This is a genomic window from Zunongwangia endophytica, assembly GCF_030409505.1.
In the GTDB taxonomy this organism is placed as follows: Bacteria; Bacteroidota; Bacteroidia; order Flavobacteriales; family Flavobacteriaceae; genus Zunongwangia; species Zunongwangia endophytica.
In genome coordinates this window covers 632,738-649,662 of record NZ_JAUFPZ010000002.1, presented here as the reverse complement: position 1 = coordinate 649,662, position 16,925 = coordinate 632,738, and the positions used below count along the sequence as shown (strand labels likewise).

Sequence of the window (16,925 nt, the reverse complement as noted above, 5' to 3'; positions counted from 1 at the left end):
CAAAAAGAATGATTTCAAAATTTAATTACTTTTTACTGTGCTTATTTTTAGTGTCTTTTACTGCCTGCAGTGAAGACGATGATGTTATTACGCAAGAACCAGATCAAGAAACAGAATTACCTTCTAATCCTGATGAAGGATCTAATGAAGATGAAATTTTAAATCTTGATTTTACAGTTTCTGAGGACTTAGCTGATTATTACAGTGAAGTTTCTTTTGACGTAACTGTAGAAGAATTAAAGGAAGAATTAGTAAATCTTACTTCAGACAAGCATACCAATTTTTTAGAGTACTGGCAACGTCATGACTATTTATACGATGCTACAGAAGACCCAAACAACTCTGATAATGTTATTCTAGTATACTCTGGTGAAAGCAGACCTAAAAATCAATATCAATCGGGTAACAATGATAATTCGACGCAAACTTTCAATACCGAGCATATCTATCCTAGATCTAAAATAACCGTAGAAACCGGCGAATCTGATCTTCACAACTTCTACCCTGCGGATATTGGCATTAATTCTAGTAGAGGAAACTATCCTTTTGCTGAAGGTGATGGATCTTACTCTTCAATGGGTACTAGCTGGTATCCTGGAGACGATTGGAGAGGTGATATCGCAAGAATAGTAATGTATATGAATATTCGTTACGCTCAAACTTTCGAAAAAGTTGGAAATATAGATCTATTTTTAGAATGGAATGCTGCCGATCCTGTTTCAGAATTAGAAGTACAAAAAAATAATGCAATTGAAGAAGCACAAGGAAACCGTAATCCATTTATAGACAATCCATATTTAGCAACAGTTATTTGGGGAGGTGATGAAGCTGTAAATACATGGACAACCGACTATAGCGGACCTATCTCTGAAGAATATACCGATAATTCTGACGATTCTGAAGACAGTGAAAACGATGATGAAGAGGAAGATGACAACACAGGTGGAGATAACGAAGGAAGCGAAAATGCGATCTTGATGTTTTCTGAATATGTTGAAGGCGGCGGAAATAATAAAGCCATCGAAATCTTAAATATGTCTGAGGAAACTGCCGATCTTACTGCTTTCAGTATTAAAAAGCAAGTAAACGGAAACGGGGAATGGAGTAACGAACTGCAACTATCAGGTTCTCTTGCGCCAGGCGAAGTATTTGTCATAATTAATGCCCAATCTGATCTACAACAATTATTAGATGAAGCTGACATTACCCAAAATGGTGCTCCAATGGATTTTAATGGAGATGATCCTGTTGGCTTATTTAATAACGGAACATTAATCGATATGATTGGTGTATCAGGTGATATTGATTTTGGTAAAGATGTTACTTTAAGAAGAAAGTCTACAGTAGATGGACCCGCTACAACTTATGATGAAGACGAATGGGAAACATTCGACAAAAACAATGTAGAAAATATCGGAACTTACTAAAATGTTCTTAGAATCTTTAAAAAGCTCCTTATGGGAGCTTTTTTTAGTTTAAAGAATAAATATTCTGAAATTAAAGAAAATCAATTTTAGCTTTCTGATAATAAGTTTCAATATTCATTTTAAAAAAATTAAATTTGCGCTTTCAACAACAACACAAAACTTCTTTAGGATGATCCTATTCTTCGGAACTCAAACCAATAAGGTTTTTGCCGTTCAAACGAACACTCAGCTAACGGCTGAAAATATTTCTAAATTAAACTGGCTTTTTGGGGGTGCACAACAATATATCGAATCTGCTTTGGCAGATTTTTTTGTTGGTCCACGTGCTGCAATGATTACTCCATGGAGTACCAATGCGGTAGAAATAACCCAAAATATGGGGATCGAAGGCATTATTAGGATTGAGGAATTTTATAAAATCGATGAGCATTTTACTGATTTTGATCCTATGCTATCTCAGAAATATGCTGAATTAAATCAGAATATCTTTAAAATTGATATTGAACCAGAAGCCATTGAAGAAATCGAAGATATTGAAGCTTATAACCAACAGGAAGGTTTGGCTTTAAATACCGAAGAAGTAGCTTATTTACAAGGCTTAGCTACTAAATTAGGTCGAAAATTAACCGATTCTGAAGTTTTTGGTTTCTCTCAGGTAAACTCTGAACATTGTCGGCATAAAATCTTTAATGGAACTTTTGTGATCGATGGTGAAGAAAAACCTTCTTCTCTATTTAAACTGATTCGAAAAACTTCCGAAGAAAATCCAAACGAAATTGTTTCAGCTTATAAAGATAACGTTGCCTTTGTAAAAGGACCAAACGTGGAACAATTTGCTCCAAAATCTGCCGATAAACCAGATTTCTATCAAAATACAAATTACGATTCTGTAATCTCATTAAAAGCGGAAACCCACAATTTCCCAACTACGGTTGAACCTTTTAATGGTGCTGCAACAGGAAGTGGTGGTGAAATTCGAGATCGTCTTGCTGGTGGTAAAGGTTCGCTTCCTTTAGCAGGAACTTCAGTTTATATGACGTCGTATTCGAGATTGGAAGAAAATCGACCTTGGGAAAAAGCAATGGACGAGCGTAAATGGTTATACCAAACTCCGATGGATATCTTAATTAAAGCTTCTAACGGAGCTTCAGATTTTGGTAATAAATTTGGACAACCATTAATTGTTGGTTCTGTTTTAACTTTCGAGCATGAAGAACACGGCCGTAAATTAGGGTACGATAAAGTTATTATGCAAGCCGGTGGTGTGGGTTACGGTAAAGCAACCCAGGCGCAAAAAGATATTCCACAAAAAGGTGATAAAATAGTTATTCTTGGTGGTGAAAACTATAGAATTGGAATGGGTGGTGCTGCGGTTTCCTCTGCCGATACCGGAGAGTTTAGTAGCGGTATCGAATTGAATGCCATCCAACGTTCTAATCCAGAAATGCAAAAACGTGCCGCCAATGCAGTGCGTGGAATGGTAGAAGCTGAAGAAAATCCAATTGTTTCTATACACGATCACGGTGCAGGTGGTCACTTAAACTGTTTAAGTGAATTAGTTGAAGATACTGGTGGAGATATCGATTTGGATAAACTTCCAGTAGGAGATCCTACGCTTTCTTCAAAAGAAATTATTGGTAACGAGTCTCAGGAACGTATGGGATTAATTATCGGAGAAAAAGATATTGAAGCTTTACAACGTGTAGCCGATAGAGAACGCTCTCCTATGTATAGCGTTGGTGATGTTACCGGTTCGCATCGTTTTACTTTCGAAGGAAAGCAAAGTGGTAATAAACCTATGGATTTGGATCTTTCAGATATGTTTGGAAGCTCTCCAAAAACCATTATGAATGATAAAACAGTCTCCAGACAATACGAAACTCTGGTATATTCCTCAGATAATATTCAAGAGTATTTAAAGCAGGTTTTACAGTTAGAAGCTGTTGCTTGTAAGGATTGGTTAACCAATAAAGTTGACCGCTGTGTTTCGGGACGTGTGGCAAAACAACAAACAGCTGGACCGTTACAATTACCGCTTAACAATGTTGGGGTGATGGCCTTAGATTATAAAGGGAAAGATGGCGTTGCTACTTCTATTGGCCACTCTCCTATCTCGGCTTTAGTAGATCCTGTTGCAGGTTCTAAAAATTCTATTGCTGAAGCGCTTACTAACATCGTTTGGGCTCCCTTAGAAAAAGGTTTAAAATCAGTTTCTCTATCAGCAAATTGGATGTGGCCTTGTAATAATGAAGGCGAAGATGCTCGTTTGTACGAAGCGGTACAAGGAGTGTCTGACTTTGCTATAAGTTTGGGAATTAATATTCCTACAGGTAAAGATTCGCTTTCGATGAAACAAAAATACAAAGATGGCGATGTACTGTCCCCAGGAACTGTTATTATTTCTGCGGCCGGATATTGCGACGATCTTACTAAAATTGTAGAACCGGTTTTCCAGAAAAATGCAGGTGCTATTTATTATATCAATTTATCTCAAGATTCGTTAAAATTAGGTGGTTCTTCTTTTGCTCAGATTTTAAACAAAGTTGGAGACGAAGTGCCAACCATTAAAGACGATAAGAATTTTGCTGAAGTCTTCTATAACCTTCAGGGCTTAATTAAAAAGGGAATGATTGCTGCCGGACACGATGTTGCTTCTGGGGGATTAATTACTACGCTTTTAGAAATGTGCTTTGCAGACAAAGGTCTTGGTGCAAACATCGATCTTTCGGCATTGGGAGAAAGCGATCTTGTAAAATTATTATTCAATGAAAACAGTTCGGTTGTTTTTCAGGCGACTGATGATGCTGCGGAAAAAGTTTTGGCCGATAACGGGATTGAATTCTTTAAAATTGGTGAAGTTTCTGAAAACAGTAAACTGACAATAAAAAATGCTTCGGAAACATTGAATTTCGATGTAGCTAAATTACGTGATGTTTGGTATAAAACTTCATTCTTATTAGACCAAAAACAAAGCGGAAAAGAAAAAGCGACAGAACGTTTCGAAAACTATAAAAATCAGGCGTTATCTTATAAATTCCCATCAAATTTCACAGGTATGCTACCTGAAATTGATGCTTCTAAACCGAAAATAAAAGCGGCTATTATTCGTGAAAAAGGATCGAATTCTGAACGTGAAATGGCTCGTGCAATGCATTTAGCTGGTTTCGATGTAAAAGATGTGCACATGACCGATTTAATTAGCGGCCGTGAGACTTTAGAAGATATTCAGTTTATTGCTGCAGTTGGAGGTTTCTCTAACTCTGATGTTTTAGGAAGTGCAAAAGGTTGGGCAGGCGCTTTTCTTTATAATGAAAAAGCAAAAACAGCTTTGGATAACTTCTTCAAAAGAGACGATACCTTATCACTTGGTGTTTGCAATGGTTGCCAGTTATTTATTGAATTAGGATTAATTAATCCTGATCATGAAGAGAAACCTAAAATGTTGCATAACGATTCGCATAAATTCGAATGTAATTTTACTTCCGTAGAAATTGCTGAAAACAATTCGGTGATGCTAGGAGGTCTCGCAGGTAGTAAATTAGGAATCTGGGCGGCTCACGGCGAAGGTAAATTTAGTTTCCCTTATGCTGAAGATAAGTACAATATTGTTGGAAAGTATGGATTTGAAGGCTATCCTGCGAACCCAAATGGATCTGACTTTAATACGGCAATGCTAACCGACGATTCAGGTCGTCATTTAGTAATGATGCCACACTTAGAGCGTTCGACATTCTCTTGGAACTGGGGATATTATCCAAAAGATCGCAAAGATGATCAAGTAACACCATGGCTTAGCGCTTTCGAAAACGCAAAAAATTGGTTAGAAAATAAATAATATCAATAAAAAAGCCGCTGAAAATTCAGCGGCTTTTTTTAATAAGTGACTTAATTTTATTCTGAATCTTTCTGAAAAGCCGGGAATTCACTAAATACAAGATTTACCATTTCTTCCTGAGCTTCTAAATCGGCTTGGTCTACAAGATTTTTTGAGGTTTTACCTTTCCAAACGGTTTCTTTAGTTTTACGATCTACTAAATCGATAATTACGGCACCAGCTTCATATTCGTAAGAATCGGTATCGTATCCGGTAATTCTTCCGAAGTTTCCAAAACCACCGTAATAGTAATTTCCGTAAGCAGGGCTTACTGTACCTACTCCATCAGTATAAGGATATGCTGCATAATCTTGCTGAAGTGAAGGATTTTGCTGAGCTGTAGGCTCTACCGGATTTTTAGAACTTATAAGGACTAAAAGATCTGGATTTTCTGAATCTAAAGTATATCCGGCTCTCTCCATATTCGCATTGACGGTTTCAACAACTACCTTACTTACATCTTGCTGTTCCGAACTCGCATTTAAATTCGCATTAGGTAAAAATGCATAACTTTTATAATTATCAAGATTCTTTTCATCTGGATTAACAGTTTTTACCTGTGATCCACAAGCATAACAAAGCAATGCAATAAGAATCGGAAGAACTAAGTTTTTATTTTTCATAAAGTTTTTTTGTGTGAAACTATAAATCCAATATCGTAAAAAGAAATATTAGTGTGATTTTAAAAGCAATTTAACGCATTGCCCTAAAATTGAGATAAAACACGTGAAAATTCTAAAATCATTTAAAGTTTACTTCTTGAAAGTAAATGCTTATTTATAGAAGTGATTTGTATTAACAATAATTCTATTTCAACTACATCGTTTTCCGTTAATCAGTAAGAAGAGAAACTTCTAGACATAAAAACTTTATAAAATTCTAATAATTTTTCTATTCTTTTTGTTATATTCAGTCCAAAAACTGCTGTATTTTGCTATTTTGCAATATACTGATAATGAAAAAGTAGATGAATACTATAAAACGTCTTTTTGATTTCCCTTATTTTCAGCAAAAAAATTATCCGCTGCAAACTGCTTTGGCGACAAAGTACAATGGTGAATGGAAGAAAATTTCTACTAACGATTATATAGATGAAGCTAATAAAGTAAGCCGCGCTTTACTAAGATTAGGAATTCAGCCGAACGATAAAATTGCGGTCATTTCTTCTTCTAATCGCAATGAATGGAATATAACCGATATTGGAATCTTACAAACAGGTGCCCAGAATGTTCCGATTTATCCCACAATTTCTCAGCAGGAATACGAATATGTTCTAAATCATAGCGAATCAATATATTGTTTCGTCTCTGACAAAGAAGTCTTAAACAAAATAAACGCGATAAAGGCTAATACTCACCTTAAAGAAGTTTACAGCTTCGACGAAATTGAAGGTTGTAAAAATTGGGATGAAATTTTAAAATTAGGAGAAGACGTAAGCAACCAGGCTGAAGTACAAAAGCGAATGGATGCTATAAAAACAACAGATCTTGCTACGCTTATCTACACTTCTGGAACTACCGGAAAGCCAAAAGGTGTCATGCTTTCTCACGAAAATATAGTAAGTAATGTTTTGGGAAGCGCGCCTAGAGTACCTTTCGATTTTGGAACTTATACGGCATTAAGCTTTTTACCGGTATGCCATGTCTTTGAAAGAATGATCCTTTATTTATACCAATATTATGCGGTCTCAATATATTTTGCTGAATCCATAGAATTACTCAGTGAAAATCTTAAGGAAGTAAAACCAAACGTAATTACTGCTGTACCAAGACTGTTAGAAAAGGTATACGATAAAATCGTTGCAAAAGGATCTTCGGCTGGTGGTATTAAAACAAAATTATTCAATTGGGCTTTAGCGCTTGGACATAAGTACGAGCCTTACGGTGCAAATGGCGGTTGGTATGAATTTCAACTTAGCCTGGCGAGAAAAATTATCTTTTCAAAATGGAAAGAAGGACTTGGTGGTAATATCGAACTAATTGTTTCCGGTAGTGCTGCATTACAGCCACGACTTGCGAGAGTTTTCGCAGCTGCAGGAATACCTGTCATGGAAGGTTACGGACTCACAGAAACTTCTCCCGTTATTGCCGTAAACGATCAAAGAGATTATAATTTCAGAATAGGAACGGTTGGAAAACCTATTAAAAATGCTGAAGTAAGAATCGCCGAAGACGGTGAAATACTTACCAAAGGACCCAGCGTAATGATGGGCTATTATAAAGATGAAGAAAAAACGAATCAGGCATTAACTTCAGATCGCTTTTTTCATACCGGCGACATTGGAGAAATTGATAAAAATGGTTTCTTAAAAATAACTGATCGTAAAAAAGAGATGTTTAAAACATCAGGAGGAAAATATGTTGCGCCTCAGCTATTAGAAAATGCAATGAAGCAGTCTCAGTTTATCGATCAAATAATGGTCTTAGGAGAAGGCGAAAAAATGCCGGCTGCCTTAATTCAACCTAATTTTGATTTTGTAAAGGAATGGGCTTCTAGAAAAAACATTGATTTGGGTACTGGTTCTGAAGACGACATTGCAGAAAATAAAATAGTAAATGATCGCATTCAGGAAGAAATTGATTTTTATAATAAAAGTTTCGGCAATTGGGAACAGGTAAAAACGTTTAGGTTAACCCCAGAGATTTGGAGCGTTGAAGAAGGACTTTTAACTCCTACGATGAAGGTGAAACGAAAAAATGTCGTAGAGAAGTACAGTCATCTTTACAATCAAATTTACGATAGATAAAATTTTTGATTATTTGATTATCACATAAAACTCTCCATCTACGGAGAGTTTTTTATTTATTCTATATTTTAGAAAAGATATAATGAAGAATTAACAAATTTCACATTTACTTATTATGCATGCATAGTATATTTTATTATCTTTGGTTGGCTTAGAACAATTTATGAAAGAAAAGACAATAGATTATGTATTACGAGCAACCTGGATGGCTGTTTCTAAAATGTATAATGAAGAAGCAGGAAAAGCAGGTAGCACAATGGCTACAGGTTTTGCGCTTCTTAGCATAGATCCCGAGAAAGGAACACCATCTACATCCTTGGGACCCAAGATGGGAATGGAAGCTACAAGTTTAAGCCGAATGCTTAAAACTATGGAAGCTAAAGGATTAATTGAGCGCAAAAAAAATCCCAATGACGGTAGAAGCGTATTGATTTATCTAACCAAATTTGGATTAGAAATGAGAGATTTCTCTAAAGGAGTAGTTCTAAGATTTGATGAAGCTGTAAAAGAAAACGTTAGCGAACAGGATCTCAAAACCTTTACAGAAGTTGCAAACACCATTACTGATCTTATAGCGAACAAGAAAATATATAATCAGGAGATTGCATTAAAGAATAAATAACCAGACTTCAATATTCTAAATATTGAAGTTTTCTAAAACCAGAACTTATACTATGAACAGAAAAATCAATAAAGTTGCTGTCATTGGTTCAGGAATTATGGGTAGCGGTATTGCCTGCCATTTCGCCAATATTGGCGTCGAGGTGTTACTGCTCGATATTGTTCCGCGAGAACTCAATGAAAAGGAACAGAAAAAAGGACTTACGCTAGAAGATAAAGAAGTACGCAATCGTATTGTTAATGATTCGCTACAGAGCTCTTTAAAATCGAAGCCCTCTCCTATTTACCATAAAGATTTTGCCAATCGCATTGCAACAGGGAATTTAGAAGACGATATTGCTAAAGTTTCTGAAGTAGATTGGATTATTGAAGTGGTGGTAGAACGATTAGATATTAAACAACAAGTTTTTGAAAAGCTTGAAAAACATAGAAAACCGGGAACTTTAATTACTTCCAATACTTCCGGAATTCCCATTAAATTTATGAATAAAGGAAGAAGTGAAGATTTCCAAAAGCATTTCTGCGGAACGCACTTTTTTAATCCTCCACGTTATTTACGTTTATTCGAAATTATCCCGGGACCCGATACTTCCAAAGAGGTTTTAGATTTCTTGAATCACTACGGAAAAAAATTCCTAGGGAAAAAATCGGTAATCGCGAAAGACACTCCGGCTTTTATAGGAAATCGTGTCGGAATTTTCAGCATTATGAGTTTATTTCATATGGTAAAAGATATGGATATGACCATTGAGGAAGTCGATAAACTTACCGGACCGGTAATTGGCCGACAAAAATCGGCTACTTTTCGTACCGTAGATGTGGTTGGTTTAGATACCTTGGTTCACGTTGCTAACGGATTGTACGAAAACGTTCCCGAAGATGAAGCGCACGATCTTTTTGCCCTACCAAAATTCATCCAAACAATGATGGATAACAAATGGTTAGGAAGCAAAACCGGACAAGGTTTTTATAAAAAAGAGAAAAAAGAAGATGGTTCTAGCGAAATCAAATCGCTTGATCTAGATAAAATGGAATTTCGTGATCGAAAAAGTGCGAAATTCAGTGTATTAGAGCAAACCAAAACTATCGATAAACTTAGCGATCGCTATAAAGTTTTAATTAAAGATGAAGGAAAAGCAGGTAAGTTTTACCGCAAAAACTTCTCCGCATTATTTGCTTACGCTTCCAACAGAATTCCGGAAATTACTGATGAACTCTACAAAATTGATGATGCAATGCAAGCCGGTTTTGGATGGGAACACGGTCCGTTTCAAGTTTGGGATGCACTTGGTGTAGAAAAAGGAATCGAAATGATGAAGGCTGAAGGTTACGAGCCCGCAGCTTGGGTGACCGAAATGGTAGATGCCGGCATTACTTCATTTTATTCCGTAAAAGAAGGAAATACATATTATTATGAAATTCCGAAGAAAGAACACGTAAAAGTTCCAGGTCAAGATTCCTACATCATTCTAGATAATATTCGTGAATCTAAAGCTGTATTTAAAAACAGCGGTGTAGTTGTTGAAGATTTAGGCGATGGCATTTTAAACTTAGAATTCCGCAGTAAAATGAATTCGATTGGTGGTGATGTCTTAGACGGAATCAACAAAGCAATTGATTTAGCTGAAAAAGAATACCGCGGACTCGTAGTATCGAACGATGGAAAAAACTTCTCTGTGGGTGCCAATATCGGGATGATTTTTATGATGGCTGTAGAACAGGAATACGATGAGCTGAATATGGCTATTAAATATTTTCAGGATACGATGATGCGTATGCGCTACTCCTCTATCCCAACCGTATCTGCTCCACATAATATGGCGCTAGGTGGTGGTTGCGAACTTTCGCTACACGCCGATAAAGTTGTGGCTCACGCAGAAACCTATATTGGTTTAGTTGAATTTGGCGTTGGGGTAATTCCCGGCGGTGGCGGTTCTAAAGAAATGACCTTGAGAGCGGCAGACACCTATCAAAAAGATGATGTTGAGCTGAACAGGTTACGAGAGAATTTCTTAACCATTGGGATGGCAAAAGTATCTACTTCAGCCTATGAAGCTTACGATACCAATATCCTTCAGAAAGGAAAAGATATTGTAGTGGTGAATCGTGATAATCAATTAACCATTGCTAAGAAACACGCCTTATTAATGGCAGAAAATGGCTACACGCAACCTATCAAACGTAACGATATTAAAGTTTTAGGTAAACAAGCATTAGGAGCGTTCTACGTAGGAACCGATCAGATGAACGCCGGAAAATACATTAGCGACCACGATAAGAAAATCGCTAATAAACTGGCATACGTAATGGCTGGTGGAGATTTATCGGAAGCTTCTTACGTAAGCGAACAATACTTATTAGACCTAGAACGTGAAGCTTTCTTAAGCCTTTGCGGAGAACGAAAAACTTTAGAACGCCTTCAGCATATGTTACAGAAGGGAAAACCGTTACGTAACTAGATGTAAGATTTGAGATATTAGATGTAAGAATTAGCTATGCATAATTTTCAAAATTTAAAAATCTGGCAAAAAGCAATGAATATTGCTAAAGAAGTTTATTTAGTTTCTTCTGAATTTCCTTCCGAAGAAAAATATGGACTTACTAGTCAGATTAGAAGAAGTGCTATTTCCATTGCATCTAACATTGCAGAAGGTGCAGGCAGAAACACAAACGGAGAATTTAAAAATTTTCTTGGAATAGCAAATGGCTCCTCTAACGAACTTTGCACTCAACTAATTCTTGCTTATCGACTCAATTTAATAACAGAAGATAAAATTAAACCTATAATTGATGACTTGATTGAAATACAAAAGATGAATTATACACTAATTCAGAAGTTTTCATCTTAATTATCTCACGTCTCAAATCTATCTTCTAAAATCTAATAAAATGAAAACAGCATATATAGTAAAAGCATACAGAACCGCCGTGGGAAAAGCACCCCGAGGTGTGTTCAGATTTAAAAGACCAGATGAACTGGCAGCGGAAACCATCGAATATATGATGGATAAACTTCCGGAATTTGATATCAATCGTATCGACGATGTGATCGTAGGGAATGCAATGCCCGAAGCCGAGCAAGGCTTAAACGTAGGTCGTTTAATCTCGCTAATGGGATTAAAAACCGAAGACGTAGCCGGTATGACGGTGAATCGCTATTGCGCTTCCGGACTAGAAACCATCGCCATTGCTTCCGCAAAAATTCAGAGTGGAATGGCAGATTGCATTATTGCTGGTGGCGCCGAAAGTATGAGCTACATCCCAATGGGTGGATACAAACCGGTTCCCGATTATAAATTGGCAAAAGAAGGTCACGAGGATTATTATTGGGGAATGGGATTAACAGCTGAAGCAGTTGCCAATCAGTATAAAGTTTCTCGAGATGACCAAGATGAATTTGCCTACAATTCTCATCAAAAAGCGATAAAAGCACAAGCTGAAGATCGTTTTCAGGATCAGATTGTCCCAATTACCGTAGATCAAACCTATGTGGATGGTGACGGAAAAAAGAAAACTAAAAGCTACACCGTTAATAAAGATGAAGGACCGCGTAAAGATACCTCTGAAGCGGTTTTGAATAAACTTCGTCCTGTTTTCGCAGAAGGCGGAAGCGTTACTGCGGGAAATTCGTCGCAAATGAGTGATGGTGCTGCTTTTGTGATGGTAATGAGCGAAGAAATGGTGAAAGAACTCAACCTTGAACCTATCGCTAGAATGGTAAGTTATACCGCTGTAGGTGTAGAACCCAGAATTATGGGTGTTGGACCGGTAAAAGCGATTCCGAAAGCCATCAAGCAAGCCGGATTAAAACAAAATGATATTTCCTTAATCGAGTTGAATGAAGCCTTTGCTTCTCAGTCTTTAGCTGTAATTCGGGAATTAGGATTGAATCAAGATATCGTAAATGTAAATGGTGGCGCGATTTCTATGGGACACCCATTAGGTTGTACCGGAGCTAAACTATCAGTTCAAATCTTTGATGAAATGCACAAACGAAACCTCAACAATAAATATGCAATGGTTACAATGTGCGTAGGAACCGGACAAGGTGCTGCGGGAGTTTATGAGGTTTTCTAATTATGAATTTTTGAACTAGAGAATAAAATATAGAAAATAGACTAGAGAATATAGATTAAAACTAATGGCGAAAAGGCATAATTATAAGAATTTAAAGATTTGGAAATTAGGTTTAGAAATAGCCAATAACATTTCAGATATATTATGTGACTTTCCTAAACACGAAAGATATGATTTGAGTTCACAAATGAGCCGAGCTTCTGTTTCTATTCCAAGTAATGTCGCTGAAGGCTCTTCACGGACGGATAAATCATTTAGCCATTTCATAAATATCTCTCTTGGTTCATCTTTTGAATTGGGAACACAATTATTAGTGGCAAAACATAGAAATTATATAGATCAAGAAACTTTAAATAAAATAGAACATAAAATTGAAGAATTTCAGAAAATGGCAATGAGTTTTCAAAACAAATTATAGGTCTATTTTCTATTATCTCTTCTTTCTATTCTTTTAATAACTAAAACTTAAAGAAAAAATGAGTGATACAACTGAACAAAAAGATATACTCCGAGGTGGTCAATTCTTAGTAAAAGAAACCAAATGTGAAGACGTTTTTACTCCTGAAGATTTTAATGAGGAGCAAAAGATGATGCGTGATTCTGTAAAAGAATTTGTTGAACGTGAAATTATTCCGCATAGAGAACGTTTCGAAAAGAAAGATTATAAACTCACCGAAGAGGTAATGCAAAAAGCCGGAGAACTTGGTTTTCTAGGTGTTTCCGTTCCGGAAGAGTACGACGGACTCGGGATGGGATTCGTTTCTACAATGTTGGTTTGTGATTATATTTCTGGAGCTACCGGATCGATCGCCACTGCTTTTGGAGCCCATACTGGGATTGGTACAATGCCAATCACCCTTTACGGAACTGAAGAACAAAAGAAAAAATATGTGCCTAAATTAGCGACCGGAGAATGGTTTGGGGCCTATTGTTTAACAGAACCCGGAGCTGGTAGCGATGCCAATTCAGGAAAAACCAAAGCCGTACTTTCTGAAGATGGAAAACATTACAGCATTAGCGGACAAAAAATGTGGATTTCTAACGCCGGTTTTGCGAATGTTTTTATTGTTTTTACACGAATTGAAGATGATAAAAACATCACCGGATTTATTGTAGAAAATGATACTGACAACGGAATCTCCTTTGGAGAAGAAGAAAAGAAATTAGGAATTCACTCCTCTTCTACCCGTCAGGTTTTCTTTAACGAAACCAAAGTTCCGGTAGAAAATATGCTAGCAGGCCGTGGCGAAGGTTTCAAGATCGCAATGAATGCCTTAAATGTAGGTCGTGTTAAATTGGCTGCAGCGTGTTTAGATGCGCAACGTCGCGTAACGAACAACGCGGTAAAATATGCTAATGATAGAGTTCAGTTTAAAACGCCCATTGCACAATTTGGAGCGATTAAACAAAAACTAGCCGAAATGGCAACTTCTGCTTACGTGGGCGAATCGGCTTCATATAGAGCAGCTAAAAATATTGAAGATCGAATTAACCTTCGTTTAGAAAGTGGCAATTCTCATTCTGAAGCTGAATTAAAAGGAGTGGAAGAATATGCTATAGAATGTTCTATTTTAAAAGTAGCGTGTTCAGAAGATATTCAGAATTGTTCAGATGAAGGAATTCAGGTTTTTGGAGGAATGGGATTCTCTGCCGATACGCCAATGGAAGCTGCTTGGAGAGATGCTCGTATTTCTAGAATCTATGAAGGAACCAATGAAATTAACCGAATGCTTTCTGTAGGTATGCTCGTAAAAAAAGCGATGAAAGGTCACGTAGATCTTTTAGGACCAGCACAAGCAGTTGGAGAAGAATTAATGGGAATTCCGTCTTTCGATAAACCAGATTATTCTGAATTATTTGCGGAAGAAAAAGAAATGATCAAAAAGCTGAAAAAAGTGTTTTTAATGGTGGCCGGAAGTGCCGTTCAGAAATTCGGACCTCAACTGGAAGAACATCAGCAATTACTATTAGCAGCTTCAGATATTTTGATTGAAGTTTATATGGCAGAATCGGCTATCTTAAGAACCGAAAAGAACGCCAAGCGTTCTGGTGAAGAAAGTCAGAAAGAACAAATCGCAATGGCTCAGCTTTACCTTTATAATGCTGCTGAAAAAATCAACGCAAAAGCCAAAGAAGGAATTATTTCTTTTGCCGAAGGTGACGAATTACGAATGATGTTAATGGGATTAAAACGTTTCACGAAATACGACAACTTCCCGAATGTTGTGAAACTGAGAACTCAGATTGCCGATAAATTAATCGCAGAAAATAAGTATTGCTTTTAAACTACCTCTTGATCAAAATAAAAAGAGCAGCCAATTGGCTGCTCTTTTTATTTTAACAAAACGCTAATAAAATCTGTTATGAAATGAATGTAACTTGTCGTTTATGGCAAGAAAACTCTCTATTTCAAAGATTTTTATAGTATTATTTTTGTTGAATAGTAGCATAAGCAACGCTCAACAAGATTCTGCAAAAGATTCTGCAAAAATAAAGAAAGATCCTATTTCGTTACCCAGTAGTGAAAAAACGATTCCCAAAAATGGCAATTTTGGATCTAATTCTATCAAAGAGTATAATGAAGCCTATTATGTTTTAGATAGACTAAATAATATTACAGGACTTGCCCCTAGCAAATTCAACCTTCAAACGCCACAAGCTGCCTTAGAACACTTTATTATTCAATGTCGGAATGAAAATTATGAAGATGCAGCCTATGCCTTAAATTTAAACCTATTACCGGATAATACGACAAAAGAGCAAGCAGCAACTTTAGCTGAAAAACTTTATTTTGTCATCAATCAGCGCGTGAATGTTCGCTGGGGTGACTTACCAGATCGACCAGATGGGCAAATTGATATTCAAACGACCACCAATCAAGCTGTAGCAGGAAAACCAAGAAGAAGTATTGTTTTTGGAGAAGTAGAGTTGAAAGGTAGAGATATCATCATGCGAGTTCAGCGAGTAAAATACAAAGATTACGGAGCTTTCTGGTTGATATCCCAAAATACAGTTGAAAATATTGATGCCATTTATGCCGAATTTGGACCTAGAAAATTAGATCGTATAATGCCAGAATGGGCACGGATTAAATTTCTAAATATTCCTGTATGGAAATTTGTAAGTACGCTAATCATCGCCATCATCTGTTATTTCTTAGGCAAATTGACTGCTTACGCACTTAAAAAAGTACTTGCCAAATCAAATAAAAGCTGGATTAGAGATATTGCTACAAGATTATCAGCTCCCGCAGGTTTAGCCGTAGGCGTGCTTACATTTTACTTATTGCTTAATCATCTTATTTCATTCGCGGGTGCATTTGCCAGTAGTTTATATGCCTTGTTATTAGTTATAGTAATAAGTTCTATTACATGGTTCTTTATGCGAATGATCGACTATTTTATGCTGAATGTAGCTGAAAATAAAATTGGAGATACTACTCTCGAAGAAAATAGTGACGCCAGAAGAATGTTAACCTATATTTCTGTTGCCAGAAGAGTGGCAACGTTTGTAATCATAATTGTTGGCGCATCGATAGTGCTCTCTCAGTTTAGATCTTTAGAAAAATTAGGAGTATCATTATTAGCTTCTGCCGGGGTTGCAACTGTAATATTAGGTATCGCTGCCCAAAGCACCTTAGGAAATATAATTGCGGGAATTCAAATAGCGATTACAAAACCCGCTAGGATAGGAGATACGGTAATTATTGAAGATAATTGGGGCTATGTAGAAGACATTAGATTTACCTATATGATCGTTAGAACATGGGATTGGAGACGCATAGTTGTTCCGTTAAAATATGTAATTTCAAATACTTTCGAAAATTGGTCTATAACCGCCGCCAACCAGATTCGACCAATTACCTTGTATGCTGATTATCGAATTGATGTAAACAAGATTAGGGAAAAATTCAAGGAGCTTCTGGAAGCTTCAGACGATTGGGATGAGAAAAAACCTCCGGTGGTACAAGTATCAGAAGTAACCGAAACTGCTATAAAAATAAGATGCCTCTGCAGTTCCAAAGATGCTTACACAACCTGGGATTTGCATTGTAGTTTGAGAGAAGATTTGGTTCGTTTTATAGCAGATCTTGAAGATGGCGAACATTTGGCAACATCAAGAATTAGAATTCAGGAATTCCCCCACAAAAATAAATAAACTTAAATAAATCACCCCACAT

At 36.6% G+C, this 16,925-nt stretch carries 11 protein-coding genes; 10 read left to right on the top strand and 1 reads right to left on the bottom strand.

The annotated features are described in order from the left end of the window. The first annotated feature begins 8 nt into the window (after positions 1-8). Together QWY91_RS02960 and purL are read left to right on the top strand one after the other, a co-directional pair. The gene (locus QWY91_RS02960) at positions 9-1,427 is read left to right on the top strand and encodes an endonuclease (RefSeq protein ID WP_290231554.1); all 1,419 of its coding nucleotides are present in this window, start codon (positions 9-11) and stop codon (positions 1,425-1,427) included. Positions 1,428-1,596: 169 nt separating this feature from the next. Beyond that, positions 1,597-5,262, top strand: a complete 3,666-nt coding sequence (purL, locus tag QWY91_RS02955) for a phosphoribosylformylglycinamidine synthase (RefSeq protein ID WP_290231552.1) — start codon at positions 1,597-1,599, stop codon at positions 5,260-5,262. A gap of 56 nt (positions 5,263-5,318) precedes the next feature. Here the strand turns inward: purL and QWY91_RS02950 are convergent, their stop codons facing one another. Further along, a complete protein-coding gene (locus QWY91_RS02950) occupies positions 5,319-5,924 on the bottom strand; it encodes a DUF4136 domain-containing protein (protein ID WP_290231550.1) in 606 nt (201 codons plus the stop codon). A 344-nt stretch (positions 5,925-6,268) separates the two neighbouring features. Between QWY91_RS02950 and QWY91_RS02945 the strand changes: the two genes are divergently transcribed. From QWY91_RS02945 to QWY91_RS02910, 8 genes are all read left to right on the top strand, one after another. Beyond that, complete coding sequence (locus QWY91_RS02945) at positions 6,269-8,047, top strand: AMP-dependent synthetase/ligase (protein WP_290231549.1); 1,779 nt, start codon at positions 6,269-6,271, stop codon at positions 8,045-8,047. 163 nt (positions 8,048-8,210) lie between these two features. Beyond that, positions 8,211-8,669, top strand: a complete 459-nt coding sequence (locus tag QWY91_RS02940; protein WP_290231547.1) for a MarR family winged helix-turn-helix transcriptional regulator — start codon at positions 8,211-8,213, stop codon at positions 8,667-8,669. A gap of 52 nt (positions 8,670-8,721) precedes the next feature. Further along, entirely contained in the window at positions 8,722-11,127 is a 2,406-nt protein-coding gene (locus QWY91_RS02935) for a 3-hydroxyacyl-CoA dehydrogenase/enoyl-CoA hydratase family protein (protein WP_290231545.1), read from the top strand. A gap of 36 nt (positions 11,128-11,163) precedes the next feature. Next, on the top strand, positions 11,164-11,517 hold the full coding sequence (locus tag QWY91_RS02930) for a four helix bundle protein (protein WP_290231543.1): 354 nt from the start codon (positions 11,164-11,166) through the stop codon (positions 11,515-11,517). A gap of 40 nt (positions 11,518-11,557) precedes the next feature. Continuing rightward, positions 11,558-12,745 (top strand): acetyl-CoA C-acyltransferase, encoded by a 1,188-nt coding sequence (locus QWY91_RS02925; RefSeq protein WP_290231541.1) that lies wholly within the window; start codon positions 11,558-11,560, stop codon positions 12,743-12,745. Positions 12,746-12,809: 64 nt separating this feature from the next. Then, positions 12,810-13,163, top strand: a complete 354-nt coding sequence (locus QWY91_RS02920; protein WP_290231539.1) for a four helix bundle protein — start codon at positions 12,810-12,812, stop codon at positions 13,161-13,163. Between the two features lie 58 nt (positions 13,164-13,221). After that, positions 13,222-15,030 (top strand): acyl-CoA dehydrogenase FadE, encoded by a 1,809-nt coding sequence (locus tag QWY91_RS02915; RefSeq protein ID WP_290231538.1) that lies wholly within the window; start codon positions 13,222-13,224, stop codon positions 15,028-15,030. A 103-nt stretch (positions 15,031-15,133) separates the two neighbouring features. After that, positions 15,134-16,903: a mechanosensitive ion channel family protein gene (locus QWY91_RS02910; protein WP_290231536.1), complete on the top strand. Its 1,770-nt coding sequence runs from the start codon at positions 15,134-15,136 to the stop codon at positions 16,901-16,903. Positions 16,904-16,925 lie beyond the last annotated feature (22 nt).

What these genes read in the sequence shown, in the direction of transcription:
- QWY91_RS02960 (WP_290231554.1), top strand. Translation starts at nt 9, where the DNA reads ATGATTTCAAAATTTAATTACTTTTTACTGTGCTTATTTTTAGTGTCT.
- purL (WP_290231552.1), top strand. Translation starts at nt 1,597, where the DNA reads ATGATCCTATTCTTCGGAACTCAAACCAATAAGGTTTTTGCCGTTCAA.
- QWY91_RS02950 (WP_290231550.1), bottom strand. Translation starts at nt 5,924, where the DNA reads ATGAAAAATAAAAACTTAGTTCTTCCGATTCTTATTGCATTGCTTTGT.
- QWY91_RS02945 (WP_290231549.1), top strand. Translation starts at nt 6,269, where the DNA reads ATGAATACTATAAAACGTCTTTTTGATTTCCCTTATTTTCAGCAAAAA.
- QWY91_RS02940 (WP_290231547.1), top strand. Translation starts at nt 8,211, where the DNA reads ATGAAAGAAAAGACAATAGATTATGTATTACGAGCAACCTGGATGGCT.
- QWY91_RS02935 (WP_290231545.1), top strand. Translation starts at nt 8,722, where the DNA reads ATGAACAGAAAAATCAATAAAGTTGCTGTCATTGGTTCAGGAATTATG.
- QWY91_RS02930 (WP_290231543.1), top strand. Translation starts at nt 11,164, where the DNA reads ATGCATAATTTTCAAAATTTAAAAATCTGGCAAAAAGCAATGAATATT.
- QWY91_RS02925 (WP_290231541.1), top strand. Translation starts at nt 11,558, where the DNA reads ATGAAAACAGCATATATAGTAAAAGCATACAGAACCGCCGTGGGAAAA.
- QWY91_RS02920 (WP_290231539.1), top strand. Translation starts at nt 12,810, where the DNA reads ATGGCGAAAAGGCATAATTATAAGAATTTAAAGATTTGGAAATTAGGT.
- QWY91_RS02915 (WP_290231538.1), top strand. Translation starts at nt 13,222, where the DNA reads ATGAGTGATACAACTGAACAAAAAGATATACTCCGAGGTGGTCAATTC.
- QWY91_RS02910 (WP_290231536.1), top strand. Translation starts at nt 15,134, where the DNA reads ATGGCAAGAAAACTCTCTATTTCAAAGATTTTTATAGTATTATTTTTG.